Source organism: Marinococcus sp. LNHM5E3-2.1, from assembly GCF_056034365.1.
Genome location: NZ_JBQLIB010000007.1, coordinates 1 through 21,130, shown reverse-complemented (window position 1 = coordinate 21,130; position 21,130 = coordinate 1). Strand labels below are relative to the sequence as shown.

At 48.5% G+C, this 21,130-nt stretch carries 19 protein-coding genes; 15 read left to right on the top strand and 4 right to left on the bottom strand.

Annotated features, from left to right (window positions below; all coding sequences use genetic code 11):
- Positions 1–23: 23 nt before the first annotated feature.
- The 7 genes from ccpN (at position 24) to ACTRXH_RS09435 (ending at position 7,067) form a co-directional block, all read left to right on the top strand.
- Positions 24–656: a transcriptional regulator CcpN gene (gene ccpN, locus ACTRXH_RS09465; protein ID WP_474281963.1), complete on the top strand. Its 633-nt coding sequence runs from the start codon at positions 24–26 to the stop codon at positions 654–656.
- A 15-nt stretch (positions 657–671) separates the two neighbouring features.
- Positions 672–1,487: a pyruvate, water dikinase regulatory protein gene (locus ACTRXH_RS09460; RefSeq protein WP_322525764.1), complete on the top strand. Its 816-nt coding sequence runs from the start codon at positions 672–674 to the stop codon at positions 1,485–1,487.
- 12 nt (positions 1,488–1,499) lie between these two features.
- Positions 1,500–1,967 (top strand): DUF188 domain-containing protein, encoded by a 468-nt coding sequence (locus ACTRXH_RS09455; protein ID WP_474281891.1) that lies wholly within the window; start codon positions 1,500–1,502, stop codon positions 1,965–1,967.
- 24 nt (positions 1,968–1,991) lie between these two features.
- The gene (gene dnaG / locus ACTRXH_RS09450) at positions 1,992–3,818 is read left to right on the top strand and encodes a DNA primase (protein WP_474281889.1); all 1,827 of its coding nucleotides are present in this window, start codon (positions 1,992–1,994) and stop codon (positions 3,816–3,818) included.
- 222 nt (positions 3,819–4,040) lie between these two features.
- Positions 4,041–5,156, top strand: coding sequence for an RNA polymerase sigma factor RpoD (gene rpoD, locus ACTRXH_RS09445; RefSeq protein ID WP_022794962.1), 1,116 nt, complete (start codon positions 4,041–4,043; stop codon positions 5,154–5,156).
- Between the two features lie 85 nt (positions 5,157–5,241).
- On the top strand, positions 5,242–5,961 hold the full coding sequence (locus ACTRXH_RS09440; RefSeq protein ID WP_474281887.1) for a tRNA (adenine(22)-N(1))-methyltransferase: 720 nt from the start codon (positions 5,242–5,244) through the stop codon (positions 5,959–5,961).
- Complete coding sequence (locus ACTRXH_RS09435; RefSeq protein ID WP_474281885.1) at positions 5,958–7,067, top strand: Nif3-like dinuclear metal center hexameric protein; 1,110 nt, start codon at positions 5,958–5,960, stop codon at positions 7,065–7,067. The genes ACTRXH_RS09440 and ACTRXH_RS09435 overlap by 4 nt, the downstream gene beginning before the upstream one ends.
- A gap of 38 nt (positions 7,068–7,105) precedes the next feature.
- On the opposite strand, the gene ACTRXH_RS09430 is transcribed toward ACTRXH_RS09435, so the two are convergent.
- Positions 7,106–8,050, bottom strand: coding sequence for a 4-hydroxy-3-methylbut-2-enyl diphosphate reductase (locus tag ACTRXH_RS09430; protein ID WP_474261784.1), 945 nt, complete (start codon positions 8,048–8,050; stop codon positions 7,106–7,108).
- 248 nt (positions 8,051–8,298) lie between these two features.
- Between ACTRXH_RS09430 and ACTRXH_RS09425 the strand changes: the two genes are divergently transcribed.
- The gene (locus ACTRXH_RS09425; protein WP_474281883.1) at positions 8,299–9,597 is read left to right on the top strand and encodes a DEAD/DEAH box helicase; all 1,299 of its coding nucleotides are present in this window, start codon (positions 8,299–8,301) and stop codon (positions 9,595–9,597) included.
- 11 nt (positions 9,598–9,608) lie between these two features.
- Positions 9,609–10,511: a deoxyribonuclease IV gene (locus ACTRXH_RS09420; protein ID WP_474281881.1), complete on the top strand. Its 903-nt coding sequence runs from the start codon at positions 9,609–9,611 to the stop codon at positions 10,509–10,511.
- 128 nt (positions 10,512–10,639) lie between these two features.
- Here ACTRXH_RS09420 and ACTRXH_RS09415 read toward each other — a convergent pair whose 3' ends face one another.
- Positions 10,640–12,748 (bottom strand): RNA degradosome polyphosphate kinase, encoded by a 2,109-nt coding sequence (locus ACTRXH_RS09415; protein ID WP_474281878.1) that lies wholly within the window; start codon positions 12,746–12,748, stop codon positions 10,640–10,642.
- A gap of 96 nt (positions 12,749–12,844) precedes the next feature.
- On the bottom strand, positions 12,845–14,422 hold the full coding sequence (gene ppx / locus ACTRXH_RS09410) for an exopolyphosphatase (RefSeq protein WP_474281876.1): 1,578 nt from the start codon (positions 14,420–14,422) through the stop codon (positions 12,845–12,847).
- A 192-nt stretch (positions 14,423–14,614) separates the two neighbouring features.
- On the opposite strand from ppx, the gene ACTRXH_RS09405 reads away from it, so the two are divergent.
- The 4 genes from ACTRXH_RS09405 to ACTRXH_RS09390 are packed head-to-tail and all read left to right on the top strand — an operon-like array spanning position 14,615 to position 17,599.
- Positions 14,615–15,391, top strand: coding sequence for a metal ABC transporter ATP-binding protein (locus ACTRXH_RS09405; protein ID WP_474281874.1), 777 nt, complete (start codon positions 14,615–14,617; stop codon positions 15,389–15,391).
- A complete protein-coding gene (locus ACTRXH_RS09400) occupies positions 15,391–16,269 on the top strand; it encodes a metal ABC transporter permease (protein WP_474281872.1) in 879 nt (292 codons plus the stop codon). Before ACTRXH_RS09405 ends, ACTRXH_RS09400 begins: the two co-directional genes overlap by 1 nt.
- A 48-nt stretch (positions 16,270–16,317) precedes the next feature.
- Positions 16,318–17,178 carry a metal ABC transporter permease gene (locus tag ACTRXH_RS09395; RefSeq protein WP_474281870.1) on the top strand — a complete coding sequence of 287 codons (861 nt, stop codon included), beginning with the start codon at positions 16,318–16,320 and terminating at the stop codon, positions 17,176–17,178.
- Complete coding sequence (locus ACTRXH_RS09390; protein WP_462868963.1) at positions 17,156–17,599, top strand: Fur family transcriptional regulator; 444 nt, start codon at positions 17,156–17,158, stop codon at positions 17,597–17,599. The genes ACTRXH_RS09395 and ACTRXH_RS09390 overlap by 23 nt, the downstream gene beginning before the upstream one ends.
- 76 nt (positions 17,600–17,675) lie before the next feature.
- Here ACTRXH_RS09390 and ispG read toward each other — a convergent pair whose 3' ends face one another.
- A complete protein-coding gene (ispG, locus tag ACTRXH_RS09385; protein WP_079476828.1) occupies positions 17,676–18,803 on the bottom strand; it encodes a flavodoxin-dependent (E)-4-hydroxy-3-methylbut-2-enyl-diphosphate synthase in 1,128 nt (375 codons plus the stop codon).
- 315 nt (positions 18,804–19,118) lie between these two features.
- Here ispG and ACTRXH_RS09380 point away from each other — a divergent pair, with 315 nt between their 5' ends.
- Both ACTRXH_RS09380 and ACTRXH_RS09375 read left to right on the top strand, forming a co-directional pair.
- Positions 19,119–20,018 (top strand): DUF1002 domain-containing protein, encoded by a 900-nt coding sequence (locus ACTRXH_RS09380; RefSeq protein WP_474261793.1) that lies wholly within the window; start codon positions 19,119–19,121, stop codon positions 20,016–20,018.
- A 194-nt stretch (positions 20,019–20,212) separates the two neighbouring features.
- Positions 20,213–20,860 (top strand): NfeD family protein, encoded by a 648-nt coding sequence (locus tag ACTRXH_RS09375; protein WP_474281868.1) that lies wholly within the window; start codon positions 20,213–20,215, stop codon positions 20,858–20,860.
- Positions 20,861–21,130 lie beyond the last annotated feature (270 nt).

Genomic DNA, 21,130 nt, shown 5'->3' with positions numbered 1-21,130 from the left:
GCCGATGAAGGTGGGGAGTCACTATCGAATTAACAGAGCGTCAGGAAACCATCCTGCAGATTGTTAAAGACAACGGGCCGATCACCGGGGAGCATATCGCAGACAGGCTTTCACTGACGAGAGCCACTCTGCGCCCGGATCTGGCCATTCTCACAATGTCAGGATTTTTAGAAGCAAGACCAAGAGTAGGATATTATTATACTGGGAAAACAGACACCGAAGAACTGAATAATCAGCTGCAGAAGTTAACCGTCAAACATTATCAGTCGATCGCAGTGGTCGTCTCGGAATCAGACAGTGTGTACGATGCTATCTGCACCATGTTCCTTGAAGATGTCGGCACTCTCTTTGTGGTGGATAAACAAGGCTATCTGGCCGGCGTCCTTTCAAGAAAAGATCTGCTGCGGGCGAGTCTCGGCCGCCAGGATACGGAAGCAATCCCTGTAAGTATTATTATGACAAGGATGCCTAACATCACGATCTGCAAAAAGGAAGATTTGGTCGTTTATGCAGCAACCAAGCTGATCGAGCGTCAGATTGACGCTCTGCCGGTAGTAAAAGACGCCGGCGGTGGAAAGTATGAAGTGGTCGGCAGAGTCACGAAAACAAATATAACTAAAGTATTGGTGGATCTGGCCAATAACCAATTATTTTAACCCGAGGAGGCAGACATGACCACAAAACAAGAGCGTCCAGTAGTATACGTAGTGTCCGATTCGGTAGGAGAAACGGCTGAACTGGTAGTAAAAGCCGCTGCGAGTCAGTTCGGGGAAGACGGAATGGAAGTACGCCGTATTCCGTACGTTGAAGACGAGGGCACGGTGGAAGAGGTCATTCAGCTTGCCAAGGAAGCCAGGGCAATGATTGCGTTCACGCTGGTGATTCCAGAGATCAATCAGTACCTCCGGGAGCACGCGGAAGAGGCCGGGGTAGACACCGTTGACATTATGGGCCCGGTACTCGATAAAATGGTGACGCTCACGAACCAGCAGCCAAGATATGAGCCTGGTCTCGTATATCGTCTGGACGAAGACTATTTCCGTAAGGTGGAGGCAATCGAATTTGCGGTCAAATATGATGACGGCCGTGACCCGCGGGGCATTGTCCGGGCAGACATTGTGCTGATAGGCGTTTCGCGAACCTCAAAAACGCCTCTTTCCCAGTATCTGGCTCATAAACGTCTGAAGGTGGCAAACGTGCCGCTGGTTCCGGAGGTGGATCCGCCGGAGGAATTGTTTAATATTCCTAGTGAAAAGTGCATCGGGCTTCGGATCAGCGCCGATAAATTGAACCGGATCCGTTCGGAACGCCTGAAGGCGCTTGGACTGAGACCGGAAGCAAACTATGCGAGTATGGAGCGTATCCAGGAAGAGCTCGACTACTCGGAAGCGCTGATGAATAAAATCGGCTGTACGGTGATTGATGTGTCCAACAAAGCTGTGGAAGAAACAGCCAATATTATCTCCAATATGTTTCAGCAGCGCTAGGAGAGAATCAGCATGACGAAAAAGGAACCCACAGTGTATGTGGACGCTGACGCATGCCCGCATAAAGAAACGATCGACACGTGGGGAGCGGGCAAAAGCATGCGGATCGTTTTTGTGGCGAGCAGCGCCCACGCCTCAAATAAAGTGTATGAAGCAGAAACCGTGATGGTGGAAAACGAGCCCGAAGCGGCGGATATGTATATTTGGAACCATGTCTCTGCCGGCGATCTGGTGATTGCCGATGATCATGGCCTGGCAGCAATTGCTCTTGAAAAAGGAGCGGCGGTTCTCTCTTTTCGGGGGAAGCGCTGGAAAAAGGGTGACGAAGAATGGCTGCTTGCCGGCCGGTATGCCGGCGTGCTGGCCAAACAGGGAAAGCACAGAGTTAAAGGGCCTAAAGCAATATCGCTTGAAGAACGCCAGCGTTTTTTTGAGGGCCTGGAGATCTTTGAAGCAGGCGGCAGTGAGTCCAAATGGTAATAGGCTCATCGGGGAGGAAACAAATTGGCAGCATTTATTCCAGAAGAAAAAGTTGCTGAAATTCGGGAAAAAATCGATATTGTCGAAGTCATCAATGATTACGTACAGCTAAAAAAACAGGGCAGGCATTATCTCGGCCTGTGTCCTTTTCATGGGGAAAACACCCCGTCATTTTCTGTTTCGCCGGAGCGGCAGCTGTATCACTGTTTTGGCTGCGGCGCAGGCGGCAATGCCATAACTTTTTTGATGGAGCACGATGGCCTGACATTTGTGGAAGCTATTCAATCCCTTGCAGCCAAAACGGGTACCGAGCTGCCCGAGCTTGAAGATCAATACCCCGGGGAACGGGAACAGCACCAGGCTAAAAAAGATGCGCATCAAATGGCGGCCAAGTTTTATCATCATCTGCTGATGAATACAGAACAAGGGAAAGAAGCCTATGACTATTTAACGGCGCGGGGAATCAGTGAAGAGATTATTGAAAAGTTTCAGCTCGGCTATGCACCGGAGCGAAATAATATGCTTGTACAGCTGCTTGAAAAAAGAGATTATGACCTGGAAGAAATGGAAGAAGCCGGACTGATTCTCCGCCAGGAATCCAGCTGGCAGTGGAATGACCGTTTTCGCGGGCGGGTCATGTTTCCTATTCATAACCAGCGCGGGCAGGTTATCGCCTTTGGCGGCCGCGCACTCGGAGAAGGTGCGCCGAAATACTTAAACAGTCCGGAAACGCCCATCTTTTTAAAGCATGAAACGCTCTACTCGTTTTCCAAAGCCCGCCAGGCAGTCCGCAAACAGGATGAAGCCGTTCTGTTTGAAGGCTATATGGACGTTATTGCTGCCTGGAAAGCGGGAGTGAAAAACGGGGTTGCGGGTCTTGGCACGGCTTTCTCTAAACGACAGGCCGAGCAGATCCGAAAAGCAACAGACAAAGCGGTAATTGCTTATGACGGTGACAGCGCCGGACGGGCAGCGGCGTGGAAAACCGGAGATATTCTTGAAAAGCAGGACATCAATGTACGGGTGGCGCTGTTTCCGGCAGAGATGGACCCGGACGACTATATACAGGCGTACGGGGCAGAAGCATTCAAGGTACAGCTGTCGGAGCGTGCGGTACCTTTTATGTCCTTTAAGGTTCAGGAGCTGCGTAAAAATAAAAACCTTCAAAATGAAGGAGACCGTCTTGCCTATATCGAAGAAGTACTCCGGGAAACATCTGTGATCAGCAGTGCTGTAGAACGTGAATTCTACATGAAGCAGCTGGCAGAAGAATTTGACCTGTCGATGGACGCTCTCCGGGAGGAAGAACGTAAAGTACAAAAAAAGGAACAGAAGGAAAAGGCAGCAAAGGCTCCTTCGTCTGTGGAAACAGGCAAACGGTGGCGGAGCGGAGCGCTTCCGAAAAAACAGGTGTCGATGCGATCGGCCTATGAGAATGCTGAACGGTCGCTCCTCGCCTTTATGCTTCAGAACCGGGAGGTCGCCGGGGAGGTTAAAGAGCGTATTGGAGGAGAATTCAACATTGATGCCCATACAGCGCTCGCGGCATATTTATATGCTTATTATGACGACGGCCATGATCCTGATGTAAGCCGGTTTATGGAATACGTTGAAGAGCAGGAGCTTGTGAACCTGGTATCTGAGCTGATGCACCTTGACATTCCGGCAGAAATATCAGATAATGAAATGTCTGACTATGTTGAACAGATTAAAATTCGACCAAAACGGGAAGAATTACTGCAAAGGCAGAAACAGCTTAAAGACGCTGAAAGAAATGGTGATTCAGAAACAAATCAGCGACAGTTGCTGACAAGAATCATGGAATTGATGATGCAGCTGAAGAAAAACTAGCCTGAAGCAATTTGCTTGCGCTTTTCCTTTGTGGTTGATAAGATATGATCACGATAGAAGGAAAGCGTGCCAGTTTGATGTGCACGCTCTTTCTATGTGCCTGCCGTCCTTTCAACCAGCTAAGAAAATACCAGGAAAAGAAATCGTCGGCACAGACAATTGCGGGCATGTAAAGAGACAGGGTAGGATTCAAGGTGTGAAGCTTGGAAGGAGGGAGATCGAATGGCGGAAAAACCAAGCCGTCCGCTGGCGGAAGGTGAAATGTCGGTCGATCAGGTAAAAGAACAATTGCTCGAAACGGGCAAAAAACGTGGAACGTTAACGTATGCAGAAATAACAGAAAAACTCTCCAGTTACGACCAGGATTCTGAGCAAATGGATGAGTTTTTTGAATACCTTGGTGAACAAGGCGTTGATATTATCAACGAGGGAGAAGAAGTTCCAAGCATGGAACAGGTGGAAAAAGAAGACACCCTGGACTTGAATGATTTAAGCGTCCCTCCAGGCATTAAAATTAACGATCCAGTCCGGATGTATTTAAAAGAAATCGGCCGTGTGCCGCTTCTTTCTGCGGAAGAAGAAATTAATCTTGCCACTAAAATTGAAGAAGGCGACGAAGAAGCAAAACGCCGTCTCGCAGAGGCCAACCTTCGTCTGGTTGTTTCGATCGCAAAACGTTACGTCGGACGCGGCATGCTTTTCCTCGACTTAATTCAGGAAGGCAATATGGGTCTGATCAAAGCGGTGGAAAAGTTTGATCACAGCAAAGGGTTCAAGTTCAGTACGTACGCTACGTGGTGGATCCGCCAGGCAATCACCCGTGCTATTGCCGACCAGGCGAGAACGATCCGTATTCCGGTGCACATGGTGGAGACGATCAACAAGCTGATCCGCGTGCAGCGTCAGCTGCTGCAGGACCTTGGCCGTGAGCCGCTTCCGGAAGAAGTTGCCAAAGAAATGGATCTGACTCCGGATAAAGTAAGGGAGATTCTTAAAATCGCCCAGGAGCCGGTATCGCTGGAAACTCCTATCGGTGAAGAAGATGATTCTCATCTTGGTGACTTTATTGAAGACCAGGAAGCGATGGCACCGTCGGATGCAGCTGCTTATGAACTGCTGAAAGAGCAGCTCGAAGATGTGCTTGATACGCTTACGGACCGCGAAGAAAACGTTCTCCGTCTCCGGTTTGGCCTTGATGACGGACGCACCCGTACCCTCGAAGAAGTGGGTAAAGTGTTTGGCGTCACAAGAGAGCGTATCCGTCAGATTGAAGCCAAAGCGTTAAGAAAGCTTCGTCACCCGAGCCGCAGCAAACGATTAAAAGATTTCATGGACTAATGAATTCATCATAGATACAAGGGGACGCATGCTTTAAATAAGCAGGTGTCCCCTTTTTTATTTTACATAGAAGAGAGAGGAAAACATGAAAAAAGCTGTATTGCCGGACAGACTGGCAGTTATCGTGGAACAAATTGACCAGGGAGCGGTGGTCGCAGATATTGGCACGGACCACGGGCTGGTTCCGGTCGAAGCAGTGGTGCACCGGAAGGCGGAGCATGCAGTAGCAGCTGATGTGAATGCAGGTCCGCTTCAGGCTGCATCAGACTACATTGCCTCCTGTGGATTAACAGATAAAATTGATACCCGCCTCGGGAGTGGACTCACTGTCCTGAGAGAAACTGATCGTATTGATACAGTAGTTATCGCGGGAATGGGCGGCACGCTGATCAAAGAGATTTTAGAGGAGGGAAAGACACATCTCCGCCCGGTGCAGAAGCTGATCCTGCAGCCTAACATCTCCGCGGGCCGAATTCGCCAGTGGCTGTTTGACAATGGCTGGAAGCTTACCGATGAGCGAATCCTGAAGGAGGACCGCCATGTGTATGAAGTACTGACGGCAGTGCCGGGGGAAGCGGAAGCGCCGTACCGGGAAAACCAGGAGCCGTTTGAAAAACAGCTGTTGTTCGGTCCGTATTTGCTCAAGGAGCGGAACAATGCTTTTAAGGATAAATGGATGAGGGAAAAAGATAACTGGCAGCAGATTTTACAACAGCTGGCAAACGCCGTTCCGACAGAACAGACAACGGCAAAGAAGCAAAAATTAAACCAATACATTGCATGGGCTGAGGAGGTTATTACATGAATACTGTACGTGACGTTATCCGGGTATTTGAAGAATGGGCACCGCCATCGCTTGCTGTGGAAGGCGACCGGGTGGGCCTGATGATCGGGGACTGGAACCAACCGGTCACAAAGGTGCTTACCACCCTTGATGTATCCGAAGAGGTGGTGGATGAAGCTGTCAAAACAGGGGCGGAGTTAATCATTGCCCACCACCCGCTGCTGTTTCGTCCAATAACGTCGCTCGATGTGGCACATGGACAGGGGCCGGTAATTGAAAAGTGCATTAAGCATGATTTAACCGTCTATGCCGCGCACACAAACCTCGATATTGCTCCCGGGGGTGTGAATGACATGATGGCAGAGGCGCTCGGTTTAACGAACACGGAGGTGCTGGCTGCGACAGGTGAAGACGAGCTGTATAAGCTAGTGGCCTTTGTACCGGAGTCCCACGCTGAAGAAGTAAGAAAGGCAGTGGGGGATGCGGGGGCCGGCTATATCGGCGGATACAGTCATTGCACATTTTCTGCTTCGGGTACTGGCACGTTTATCCCCGGCGATGACACAAATCCCTTTTTAGGCGAGCAGGGAAAGATGGAGTTCGCGGACGAAAAGCGGATGGAAACGATTGTACCGGCCTCTCTCCGGCAAACTGTAGAAGCCGCTTTGACCGCTGCTCATCCGTATGAAGAACCGGCTTATGATGTGTATCCGCTCGCTATTCCTGGTGAGCCCTACGGGCTTGGGAGAGTGGGAGAACTCCCGGAGGAAATGACGCTTGAAGCGTTTGTGGAGCAGGTGAAAAAAAGCTATGACGTGCCGTTTGTCCGCGTGGTGGATGGAAAAAGCGAGCGGGTTAAACGCGTGGCCCTGCTCGGGGGCGACGGCAACAAATACTGGAAGCAGGCGCTTTCCAGGCAGGCGGATGTGTACATTACCGGCGATATTTATTTCCATACAGCCCAGGACGCGGCGATGGATGGCCTTACGATGATAGATCCCGGCCATCACGTGGAAAAAATTATGAAAAAAGGCGTGCAGAAGGAAATGCAGCACCGCAGCCAGGGCCGGCTGCAGGTGGAATGGCTGGCTTCTGCTTTGTCTACCGAACCATTTCGGCTGGCATAATAGAAAAAATCCCTCCGCGGTTAAACGGAGGGATTTGTTTATGATTTTGCTTTGATCTTTGGGAGGATTTTTGATTTATCGATATGAGATTCGGTATCCCATGTGGATGAATCGTTTGGATCGTACTGGTCGATAAACAGGATGACTTCCTTTGTGATTAACGTTGGTGTGGAAGCACCTGCTGTCACACCTACAGAGTTGACATTTTCAAGCCAGCTTAAATCCAGCTCGGTTAAGTTGCTGATCCGGTAAGCTGTTGTGCCCGCGACCTGTTCAGACACCTGGGCAAGCCGGTTGGAGTTGTTGCTTTTCGGGTCGCCGACAACGAGAACGAGATCTACATCCTTCGCCTGTTCAGCTACCGCTTCCTGGCGTACCTGGGTGGCGTTGCAGATTTCATTATGGATTTCTGCATGCGGATAAATTTCTCTCGCCCGGTCCATAATGTCGGAAACGTCCCACTGGCTCATGGTCGTCTGGTTAGTCATGATAATCCGTTCCGACTTAATGTTTAAGCTTTCAAGATCGTCGAGCGTTTCCACTAAATGCACAATGTCCGGAGCGACACCGACAGCGCCTTCCGGCTCCGGGTGTCCCTTCTTGCCGACATAGATAAATTCATAGCCCTGGTCCCGTTTTTCCCGTATTAAGTCGTGCGTGACGGTAACATCGGGGCAGGTGGCGTCAATGGTGGTCAGTCCTTTTTCTTCAGCAAGTTGACGTACTTCCGGAGAAACGCCGTGAGCTGTATATACGACTGTCCCTTTATCTACCTGCCGGAGTATTTCAAGCCGGTTGGGCCCGTCGAGGGAAATGACACCTTCTTCTTCAAATGCGTCAGTCACGTGCTTATTGTGTACGATCATGCCTAAAATATAGATTGGACGCGGAAGCTCCTGGTTACCGGCGGCTTTTTTCGCCATTACCATCGCATCGACAACGCCGTAGCAGTATCCACGTGGTGAAATTTTTGTTACTTCCATAAAGGCCTCCTGTTTCATAATTTGAACCGTGAGGTCTTGCGTGTACGCGCTGACTTTACGTATGCAGTCATGTAAAACGATTCTGGATTCATTATACTACCTAAGTGTCTGGTTGAAAAGAAAGGACGGCTGAAGGGATGTATTCCTTTAATATTTTGTGAATAGAAGCAGAGGAGAAGCTATGGTTTCTATTTTAACTATGATAAAATATGGAGATGCAAAAAATGCGTAAATGAAAAGAGAGTTAGGTGAACAGCGTGGAAAACCGCTTTAAACAATACAATATTCCGGCATATGCCCTCAGGCTGCTGGATAAAAAACGAATTCAAAAACCAACGGATATTCAGGAACGGCTGATGCCCGCCGCGATTAATGGCAAGGATGTTATCGGCCAGTCTCAGACCGGATCAGGGAAAACACTTGCGTATCTGCTGCCAATTCTGAGCAGAATCGACACCTCCAAAGCGGAAGTGCAGGCAGTCATTACAGCGCCTACCCGGGAGCTCGCCGGCCAGATTTTCGGTGTTCTGAAGGAAATTACGGATGAAGATGAAACCTCTTCGGTACGTGCCAAGCAGGTATCCGGGGGAACGGACCGCTCCAGAGTGATGGAGCAGCTCCGTAACCCACCGCACATTATTGTAGCCACGCCAGGGCGGCTGAAGGACATGGTCGGAGAAAATGTTATCAATGTACACACGGTCAGCATGCTTGTCATTGACGAAGCAGACCAGATGCTTGATATGGGCTTCCTGGAAGAAATTGATCCGGTGGCCGGAAAAATGGCAGATAACCTGCAGATGATGGTATTTTCGGCAACAGTACCGGAAAGCCTGCAGCCGTTTCTGCGCAAATATATGAACAATCCCAAGCATGTGCACGTAAAGCCGGAGCATGCGACGCCAAAAGAAATGACGCATTACGGCATCGCGCTCAGACACCGCAGCCGTCTTGAGGTGACAATGGAGCTTGTGGACCGGCTGCAGCCATTTCTAGCTATCATATTTGCAAGTACGAAAGAGGAAGCGGACGAACTGGCCGGAGAAATGTTCAAAAAACAATATCCGGTAGAAGTGCTGCACGGCGGTCTGCCTTCGCGGCAGCGTAAACAGGTTATGAAACGGATTCAAAATCTTGAGGTTCAGTATCTGGTAGCTACCGACCTTGCTGCCCGCGGTATGGATATTCCGGGTATTTCCCACATTATTAACTACAGCCTGCCGAAGGAACTGGAATACTTTATTCACCGGACGGGCCGTGCCGGGAGAGCCGGACTGACAGGAGAGTCATACACTCTGATGGGAGAAGACGACCGGAAAGCCGTTCTTTCTCTTCAAAAGCAGGGTATCCGCTTTACGTTCATGGACTTTCGCAAAGGAACATGGACCGAGCTCTCCAAGCCGCTGTTTGCCTCCAAGCAGACAAAACGGAAGCCTGCGCCTGCTCCTGACGCTATGCCGGTGAAAAAACCGAAAAAAGTGAAGCCGGGCTATAAGAAGAAAGCGATGGCAGACCAGACGGCGTCCCGCCGCCGCAAACGAAAATAACAACTGAGGTGATGACTGTGCTTTTAGGCTCGCATGTATCGATGAACGGGAAAAAAATGCTTCTTGGTTCAAGTGAAGAAGCGGCTTCGTACGGAGCGACAGCGATGATGATTTATACAGGAGCGCCACAGAACACCCGGCGCAAACCTATCGAAGAATTAAATATCGAAGACGGGCACGCCCACATGAAAGAAAACGGCATTGAAGAGGTAGTGGTTCATGCGCCTTATATTATCAATATCGGCAATACGACCAAGCCGGAAACATTTCAGCTTGGTGTGGATTTTCTGCGCAATGAAATCAGCAGATCCGAGTCGCTCGGGGCAAAGCAGATTGTTCTTCACCCGGGGGCGCACGTCGGGGCCGGCACAGAAGCAGGCATTAAAAAAATTATCGAGGGCTTAAATGAGGTTATTTATCCGGATCAGAAGGTGCAGATCGCGCTTGAAACAATGGCGGGTAAAGGCTCGGAGTGCGGAATAAGCTTTGAAGAGCTTTCGGAGATTATCAGTGGAGTAACTCACAACGATAAGCTGAGTGTCTGCTTTGATACGTGCCACACGCATGATGCAGGCTACGATATCGTAGGGGATCTGGACGGCGTGCTGGAGTCGTTCGACCATTATGTCGGCCTCGACCGGCTGAAGGTGCTTCATATTAATGACAGTAAAAACGAACGCGGGGCAGGCAAAGACCGCCACGAAAATATTGGTTACGGCTATATCGGCTACAGTACGTTAGCAGAAATTGTGCATCACGAGGCGTTTGCTTCTGTGCCGAAAATACTGGAAACACCTTATGTCGGCACAGACAAGAAAAACAAAAAACCACCGTATAAGCACGAAATTGCGATGCTCAGACAAAAAGAATGGAAGCCGGACTGGCGGGATGAATTAATGCCGGCAGAGGTGTAAATGTCTTCTGCATGAATGCGCGTCACGCATTCATGCTCTTTTATTTCTGGAAGCCCAGGAAAAGGAACCAGAAACAAGGACAGCAAAAAGCACGCCCCGCATGAATGCTTGCGGAAGGCGTGCTTGTTTTATTCGTTGTTCATATCAAGAAATCTCGATGCCCACTCAAACAATACCAGCTGGCTGTTAACGGCGGGCTCTCCGGGCGCAGGCTCAACGTAATGATAATAACCGCTGCTGTCCTGCTCCCTTGCCTTCACATTATCCTGCAGGATCAGCTCCAAAATGGCATTGAGCCGCTTTTTTAAAATAGGTTCGTAGACAGGAAACATGATTTCGATTCGTTTTTCCATGTTTCTGGTCATCCAGTCAGCCGAGGACAAATAATAGTCGTCACGGGCGCTGTTGGCAAAATAAAAAATACGGGTATGCTCAAGGAAACGGCCGACGATGCTGCGGACGGTGATGCTTTCGCTCACTCCTGGGATGCCTGGCTTCAGGCAGCAGATACCACGAACAATAAGTTCAATGCGGACACCGGCCCGGGAAGCTTCATACAGTTTAATAATGAGTTCTTTATCTGTTAAAGAATTCATTTTGGCGATAATATGCCCGCTTCCGTCCTGGCGATGGCAGTCAATTTCCCGCTGGATTAAATGAATCAGCTCCTCGCGTATTCCTTCCGGAGAAGTGCTGATTTCATTCCAGTACGGCTGCTGGGAAAAGCCGCTTAAATGATTAAAAAAGTTAGTGGCGTCCTCACCGAAGGAGGGACGGGTCGTAATCATGCCCATATCGGTGTACACTTTAGCGGTGGAATCGTTGTAGTTGCCGGTGCCAAGATGCACATACCTCTTGATGCCATCTGCTGTCTTCTTGACGATCAGCACAATTTTACTGTGGGTTTTTAATGATGTAATCCCGTAAATGACGTGAACGCCGGATTTCTCAAGGGTTTTCGCCCATTGGATATTATTTTCTTCATCAAAGCGTGCCTTCAGCTCGACGAGGACCGTCACCTGTTTCCCCTGTTCCGCCGCTCTTGCCAGTGCGGCAATAATAGGGGAGTCCCCACTGACCCGGTAGAGAGTCTGCTTAATCGCTAAAACGTCCGGATCGTCGGCCGCTGTGGAAATAAAGTCGATAACGGGCTGGAACGATTCATAAGGATGGTGAAGTAAAATGTCCCGGTCATCGGAAGCATTAAACACATCGGACTCAGTAATCAAATCCTCCGGCGGCTGGGGAATAAGCGTCTCATACACAAGATGCTCCCATTCCGGGGCAAGCTCCTCACAGAGCGGAAATAAGAAAGTTAAATCGATCGGCCCCTTCAGTGTATAAACGTCGTCTGGGTGAATCTCGAGGGCTTCGAGCAGAAACTCAAGAATATAGTCATCCATCATGCCGTGCTGGCATTCCAAACGAACAGCGGCGCCCCATTTGCGTTTTTTTAATTCCTTTTCAATCTCGCGGAGGAGATCGCGGGCACCCTCCTCATGAATGGTTAAATCCGCGTTGCGGGTGATCCGGAACGGAGAAGCACTTAAGACAGTAAACCCCTTGAAGAGCATATGGATAAATTCTGCCAGTACCTGTTCAAGCAAAATGTACTCCCGGCTGCCGTCGGATGACGGAAGCACAAGGAAGCGGGGGAGCACCCCGGGTACCTGGACAATGGCAATGCTCTCTTTTTCATCACCGGCTTCTTTCTGGAGCCGGACGGCCAGGTTCAGGGACTTGTTTAAAAGCATGGGAAACGGGCGGTAGGCATCCACAGCCATCGGTGTGAGAACCGGCATAATACTCGCCATGAAATACTCCTGGATATATTGATACTGGCCGCTGTCTAATTCAAGCGTCGAAAGAAAGCGGATGTTTTCCGAGGCTAACAGCGGAACAGCCGTTTCCGTAAAAAAATGATCCTGCAGCCGCACGAGCTCCGAATTTTTTTCGGTGATGGCCGAGAGCTGCTGCTTCGGCGTGAGCCCGGCTTTGTTTTCAGGTTTATTGAACCCTGCTTTTACCTGATCTTTTAACCCTGCGACCCGGACCATGAAAAATTCATCCAGGTTGGAGCTGAAAATGCCTAAAAAACGCAGGCGTTCAAGGAGCGGATTGGTCTCGTCGAGGGCTTCTTCGAGCACCCGCTCATTAAACGCAAGCCAGCTGATCTCACGGTTGTTATAATATGCCGGATTTTCAAGGTCAATATGTGTCTGAGTCGTTTCGGTCATTGTAGAATCCGCCTTTCTTTACACCCTGGTCACTCCTGGGCCAATTGTATCAACGAAATGTTAAGCGCATGTAAAGATTCACGAAAAAAGCATTGTTCAGCTGGAAAAAGCAGAAACCGGCGACTGTTCGTGGAAGTGAAGCACAATCTCGCGGTTGATCATTTTTTCCAGGTGTTTTTTATACTTATCTGCTTTGGCTTCTTCAAAAGTGGAATGCATCCCCTCGCGGCAGTATATATGGAAATGAAGCTCTTTGCCTTCTTTTTCAATGCCAAGCCCCGAAACGATATTGCGGCGCGTGCGGTTAAGCGAATAAGAGAATTTTAAAATGCTGCCAAGGAATTCCAGCCGTTTCAGGCTGTTTTTCTGCATATACGGCCGGAACGGTTTCGCAAACTGTTTAAACATCGATTTAGATTTGAAGGAAGACACAAGTGACATGGCGATCCGCTCTTCATGCGTAATGCCATCGATGGAACGGTTGGTTAAAATATAGAAGGTGTGCTGGCTGCTTGCCTCCGAGCTGATGTACTCCCCGATATAAAGAACCTGGGCTGCGCGGTTCAGTAGGCGGTGGTTGTCTTCATGCAGATAGGATTTTGGAATATACGGCTCCAAGCTGTTGTACATGGAAGAAGCAATGTTTCCGACTTCATCCACATAGTCCGGGTTAATCTCGAATTCCCGGTTCAGCTGATAAAAGCTTTCCTCGATCACGTCCGGAAAATGGGGATATATTTTATCCCGGAGCAGTTCTTCAAACAACAGTCCGTCGCGGAGGCCCTTGTTGCTGATTAAATAGTAGGAGGCATCGATATGCTTATAAAGCTGGGAAATAATCCGCACCGCCGGAATAATGACGTCCGCCCGGTCTTTGGAAAGCCCTTCGATGTTTTCGCGTTCTGATAAGCTTGATTTTTCAAGAAGCTCCATTGTTTCAGCGATATCGTCACCGCTCATGGAATACTGATGCAGGCCGGCCAGGGGATAATTGATGGAAGCCTGGTGCACCAGCACCATGTTCCGGGAACTGCCGCCGATACCGACGACCGGAAGATTTTCCCCTTCTTCTCGCAGCCAGGACACTTTTTGAAATTGTTTTTCGATCCATTTATTCATCTGCTTCAGGTTGCTCGAAGTGATTTTGTCATCGTTTGGAAGAAACTTCTGCTTTAATGTCAGAGCGCCGAAGGGGAAGCTGTGGGTGCGCACGAGTTCCCTGTTTTTAAACATGGTTACCTCTGTACTGCCGCCCCCGATATCAATGGTAATTCCCTCCGGAAGGCTGGTGGAATTCACTACGGCAAGATACCCATAGGAGGCTTCTTCTTCCCCGGAAAGAACGCGGATGGGAAAATCGATGCGTTCTTCAATATACTGCAAAACCTCTTCGCGGTTGGAGGCGCCCCGCACAGCTGCGGTGGCTACAGCATGAATAGTCTGAACGTCGTGAAAACGGAGAACTTCTTCAAACTGCTGCAGAGTATGCAGCAAAATATCTCTCCCCTCTTCGGTGAGTGCGTTCTGGTCGTCGATATGGTTGCTCAGACGGGCGACGATTTTTAAGTTATGAAGCTCGCGGTACCCGCGCTTTTCGTCCACTTCATTAATTACCAGGCGGATCGAGTTGGAACCTATATCAATAACGGCGACTTTTTCTTTCGCTTGAAACATTCTCATCATTCCTTAGAAATGGATTTGATTTCGTTTAACTGCTTTACTACTAACTATCATACAAAGAATAACCATGAATTGTATACACGATTAAGCAAAGAAGATTTACAGAAGCAAAAAGGTTTTGTATACTTTTCCTATCAATAAATCGTAACGATTCTTAATTGTTTTTGGAAAGAAGGAGGCTTCTCGGTGGAAGATTCAACAAATACGCTGCTTGAAGTGAATCATCTTTCGTTTCGCTACGAGTCAGAGCTCGTGCTGGACGATATCAATATGAATATAAATCGCGGAGATTTCGTAGGTCTGGTCGGGCCGAACGGCTCGGGAAAATCTACGCTCGTCCGGATTCTTTTAGGGCTGCACAAGCATTACAGAGGAGAAGTACGATGGTTTGGAACGCCCGTACGCCAATTTCATCAATGGCCGAAGATCGGCTATGTTTCTCAAAAAGCGAATCGTTTTAATGCCGGCTTCCCGGTGACCGTGTATGAAGTCGTAGCTATGGGACTTTACGGTAAAAAGGGGCTGCTCCGTTTTTTGAATCGTAAAGACAAGCAGCGTATTCACGAAGCGCTCGAGCAGGTGGATATGCTCGGCTATAAAAAGAAGAATATGGGCCGGCTTTCCGGGGGGCAGCAGCAGCGGGTGTTTATTGCACGTGCCCTTGTGAGCGACCCGGAGGTGCTGATTTTGGACGAACCGACCGTCGGGGTGGATGCTGCATCCGCTCAGGCATTTTATGAACGGCTGAGCCACTGGAACAGAGAGAAGGGTATTACTCTTATCCTTGTTACCCATGATGTAGGAGCGATGACCAAATACGTGACAAAAGTAGCCTGCCTGAACCAGCAGCTTCATTTTCACGGAACGACACGGGAGTTTGAAGAAAGTGATCTTGCCGGCGCTTACGGACACGAGGTGCATATTATCCACCATGAGCACGATCACCATGCAGGAGGAGCCTGATGATTTTTCTGGAATTTGACTTTTTAAGATATGCGCTCATCATCGGTCTCATGATCGGCGCGGTTGCTCCGGCTGCAGGTGTGTTCGTGGTAGTCAGAAAAACGCCGATGATCGCCGATGCGATGTCGCATACAGCGCTGACCGGCATCGCCTTTCATCTTTGGCTCGCTTCATTCTGGGTATGGCTCAGCGAATGGAACCCGCTTTATACCGGTATTTTATTTACGTTCATCGTATCGTTTGTGATTGAGTATCTGCGTCGGCGTTTTCAAACGTTTCAGGAGCTTTCCATACCGGTAGTGATGGCTTCAGCCATTGGGCTCGGAGTCGTTTTTATTTCTCTGGCGGATGGCTTTAATAATGATTTGTTTAACTATTTATTTGGAAGCATTCTTACGGTGAATGCCGCAGACGCAGTGGTGATTGGTGCTATTTCTGCCGTGTCGCTCCTGTTGTTTCTGCTGTTTTATAAAGAATTATTATTCCTGGCTTTCGATGAAGAGCAGGCTGCCGTAAACGGGATCCCGGTGCAGAGAGTGAATTTATTATTTGCCGGTATCGCAGCGGTCATAGTTGCTTCTTCCATATCTATTTTGGGAGTGCTGCTCGTTTCCGCTTTAATTACCCTGCCGGCAGCAGCGGCGCTCCGGGTTGCTTCCACCTTCAAGAGCATGTTTTTATACGCGGTGCTTTTCGGGGAAACAGCCGTTCTGGCCGGCTTTTTTGCTTCATATTATTATGATCTGAGCTCAGGCGGCACAATCGCAGTCATTTCATTTCTTATATGGACATTCGTTGTACTGGCTGAAAAAGCCACTGGGCGAATACGTCAGCGTCCGTGGGAAAAGACGAAATGGACGGACAAAGCAAATCAATAGCACAGAAAAGCAATCCTTGTGTAAAATAAAGAATAGAGAGTGACGGCTATGTTTGATATTAATTTTGTGGAACGAAGCATTATAGCAGCGGTGCTGATCGGCCTGACAGCCCCTTTGATCGGCTCGTTTTTAGTAGTGCGCCGGTCCTCGCTGATAGCAGATTCCCTCGCTCACGTTACCCTTGCCGGAGTGACGGCAGGAGTGCTCGCCGGTAATCTGCAGGCTTTTTGGGATATCAATCCGTTATACAGCGGCTTTGTATTTGCATTTGCCGGCTCGTTGATCATTGAACGGGTACGTCACACCTACGGGGGCTTCCAGGAGCTTGCCGCCCCGATTTTAATGGCGGCAGCGGTCGGACTGAGCGCCGTATTTATGTCTATATCCGCTGACGGGGTGACGGAGTGGTACGGCTATCTGTTTGGAAGTGTAGTCTCCGTACAGATGGAAGATCTTTGGTTTATCGGAGTAATGACAATCGCTGCCCTCGGGCTGCTTGCAGCGTTTGGCAGAGAATTGATGTTTCTTTCCTTCGATGAAGAAATGGCAGCTGCTGCTGGAATACCAGTTAAGATGTTCAATGTACTGCTTGCTGTACTGCTTGCGATTGTTATTTCTGCATCGATGCAGGTGGTCGGCGTGCTGCTTGCCGGAGCGCTGATTACGCTGCCGGCAGCGGCCGCAATGCAGTGGGCCTCCGGCTTTAAACGAATGCTTCTGATTGCTGTTATTATCGGAGAAGCCTCTGTGGCGGCCGGTGTGACTGGATCCATATTTTTTGGCATTGCGTCGGGAGGCGGCACTGTAGTGACCGCTGCTTTTATACTTTTTGCCACTTTAGTTCTCAGAGCATGGATCAACTGGAAAAGAAACAGGAGGCTTAAATATGAACGTCACCAAAGCGCTTAATATTATGAAGGATCAGGGATTTAAATATACAGCCAAGCGTGAAGAACTGCTCCAGCTTTTTTCAGATGAAAAACGCTATTTGACAGCGAAGGAAGTACTGCATTCCCTGCAGAAAAATTATCCGGGAATGAGTGTGGATACTGTCTATCGCAACCTCTCCATATTCGAGGAAATGGATATTCTCGAGATGACAGAGCTTGAAGGAGAAATGCATTTTCGTTTTTCCTGTTCAACAACGGCCCATCATCACCACCTTATCTGTCTCGAGTGCGGAAAAACGAGAGAAATTGAGACGTGCCCGATGGACTGGCTGAATGAAAACGTTGACGGCGGCTTTGAAGTGACCGGGCATAAGTTTGAAATTTACGGACTTTGTGCCGAATGCAAAAAAGCGAAACAAAAGGAAGCAGCACCGGCATAACCATAGGTGCTGCAGCAATAACAGGTGAAACAAAAAAGCTCCGCCCTTAATGGGTGGAGCTTTTTGCGTCGAGAGTTTAATTTGTCAGTTCTTTTTCTTTAGCTTCCCGTTCTTTTTCTGCTTCTTTAGCGTAGTGCTCTTCAGCAATTTTATCAACTTCGATCTTTAGCTCTTCCACCATGGTTTCTTCCGGAACCTTCCGGATGATTTCTCCGTGGCGGAATAGAAGACCTTCGCCTTTTGCACCGGCAATACCGATATCGGCTTCTCGTGCTTCGCCGGGGCCGTTAACAGCGCAGCCGAGCACGGCTACTTTAATCGGAGCTTTAATGGTGGAAATATATTCTTCCACGTCATTGGCGATGCTGATCAAATCGATTTCAATACGTCCGCAGGTAGGACATGAGATAAGTGTAGCTGCGTTGGATGCGAGGCCGAATGTTTTCAGCAGTTCGCGTCCGACTTTTACTTCCTCTACCGGATCGGCACTGAGAGAAATACGCAGTGTGCTTCCGATTCCTTTACTCAGAATAGCTCCGAGTCCGGCAGAACTTTTGACTGTGCCTGCGAATTGAGTGCCTGATTCAGTAATCCCAAGGTGAAGTGGGTAGCTGAATGCCTGAGCCGCTTTTTCATAAGCTTCAATAGCCAGGTGGACGTCTGAAGCTTTCATCGAAACGATGATATCGTAAAAGCCGAGCTCTTCAAGGATAGAAATATGGTAGAGAGCACTCTCGACCATTCCGTCTGCAGTTGGGTATCCGTATTTATCAAGGATCCGTTTTTCGAGGGAGCCAGCGTTTACACCGATACGGATTGGAATGCCTTTGGCTTTAGCGGCCTCAACAACCTCTTCCACTTTTTCCCGTTTCCCGATATTGCCCGGATTGATCCGGATTTTATCAGCGCCGCCTTCAATAGCTTTCAAGGCCATATTATAGTCGAAGTGAATATCGACAACGAGCGGAATATTGATGCGCTGTTTAATTTTCGGAATTGCTTCAGCATCCTTCATTTGTGGGCATGCGACGCGGACAATCTGGCATCCGGCCTCTTCAAGGCGGTGAATTTCTGCGACGGTCGCTTCCACATCGTGAGTTTTTGTTGTGGTCATGCTTTGTACTACTACTTCATTACTGCCACCGATCGTCACATTACCTACTTTGACTGCTCGGGTTTCGCTGCGGTGGGTTATTTGGCTCATGTATCCATTCGCCCCTTTATATTGGTGAATTTATTTCGTGCCTCGTCTAGTGCAACAACAATAGTTAATAGTGGTCTATAACACATCGTAATTGTATCAGTGGGTGTGTACTCTTGGCAAGCAGTTGCTTCCAGAGAGCGGAAATCGGAAGTGTAAAAGACGGTATTTTGTAAAATGATGAGAAACTAACGAAAGAATGCGGGTGATGTAACTTTTTCCCCGGGCTTACGACTATAGATGCGACGAATATAAAAATATTGGTCATCAAAGTACGGGATTGGAAATGAAAGGGCATAAGAAGGAGAGTTGAACATAATGAAGTGGTGGCAGCAGACATTAGCAGCCGGGGTAGTTACGTTAGGGGTTCTTGGGGTAAGTCAGCAGGCGTCAGCGGACGCTGCAGCTGGGGATGTAACAGTGACACTCGGCCAGGATCTGTCTTCAGATCAAAGAAGTTCTCTGCTTGAAGAGATGGATGTGACTGAAGGGGAAGTACCGGTTGTAGAAGTCACAAATGAAGAAGAGTACCAGTACCTCGGAGATTATTTAAGCAGCTCTGAAATTGGCTCGCGCGCGTTATCTTCTGCAAGGATTACTGCAGCTGAAGACGGAGAAGGCATCGATATTGAAACGAACAAAATAGATACAGTTACAGAAGGAATGTATGCAAACGCGCTGGCAACAGCGGGTGTGGAGGATGCAGAGGTTTACGTGACAGCTCCGTTTGAGGTATCCGGAACGGCAGCACTGACCGGGATCTTAAAAGCCTACGAACAGCAGAACAATGTCAATATATCCGAGGATCAAAAACAGGTGGCAAACGAAGAGATTGCCAAAACTTCTGAGCTTGGCGAAGATATCGGCAAAGAAGAAGCAACAACACTGATTACACAGATTAAGCAGGAAATAAACAATACGGAGATTAATAATACGGAAGATATCCGGGTCATTGTGCAAAATGTGTCAGGCGATATGAATATTGAACTGAGCGAAGAGCAGACAGATGAGCTCGTTTCCTTATTTGACCGGATGCAGAATTTAAATATCGACTGGTCGCAGATGGAGAGTCAGCTTGATAAAGCTTCGGAAAACATCGACAGCTTTGTAAACAGTGAAGATACGCAGAATTTCCTTTCGCGCATCGTTGCTTTCCTCGAACAAATGCTTGATTCTGTGCAGGGGTGGTTTAACAGCGACTCTGAAGAATCAGCATAATATTAGTAAAAAGAGAAGAGGCCGCGGGGCCTCTTTTTTATGCGAAGAAGACGCTTACAGCTGACAACTGGCAGGAAGAAGAGTTACAATAATTGTGAAACGATTACGGGTGTTTACGCGTATATATGATTACCAAGCTTTTACGAGTCGTATTAGTCAGTGATTACAGAAGTTTATGGAAGGGAGTATATACAATGGAATGGTTAGCGAACCCGAGTGTCGGCTTTATTGTCGTTTTTCTTGGAACGATGTTTTTAATCTCAGAGTTTCTAGTTAAGTCCAAAAGCTTATTTTTTATTCTGGGAACAGCCTTTATGGTCTTATTCTTTTCCTATCATCTTGAAGGGGCAGCCGGTATCTGGGTGCTTGTATTATATGCAGCCGGTCTTGGGCTGATCCTGCTTGACGGGAAGCTTATTGGAGACGGAACTGTCTCTATTGTAGGTCTTTTGCTAATGGGAGTATCGATCGCTGTGCCGACTCCTACTATCATATACGGAGTACTCGTTATTTTCGGCTTTTTGGCCGGAGCCATTTCAGCGATGTTTTTCCTGAAGGTTTTTCCCCGCCGGGATCTATGGTCGAAGCTGATGCTTAAGGACAGTTTGACAAGCGAACAGGGCTATAACTCTATGAATCAGACGTATGAAGGACTGGTCGGCAAAACGGGGACCACCGTTACTCCTTTCCGCCCGACAGGTACGATTGATATTGAGGGAGAGCGTTACAGTGCTACCAGCGGCGATCAGTGGCTGAATGCTGAAGAAGAAATAGAGGTAACATCTGTGGATGGGACGCGCATCCGTGTCAAGCGTCTTGAGACAGCTGTAAAAGAACAGTAATTACCATATTTATGGTTAATCATGAAAAAAGAGGAAGCTGCGGCTTGCTCTTTTTTTTTACGAAAAAAACAAAAGCTAAATAACTTTGGGAAAAAGTAATATTTCCTTTACAAACCATTCAATTTACTTTAAAAATAGATTGGGTGTGGCAAAAAAGGACAGAATACATAAAGTGATTAAGGGGATGAGGGAGTTTGGATATTCAAACGCTGATATTTACGTTTCTCGGCGGCCTGGGGATTTTCCTGTTCGGGATCAAATACATGGGCG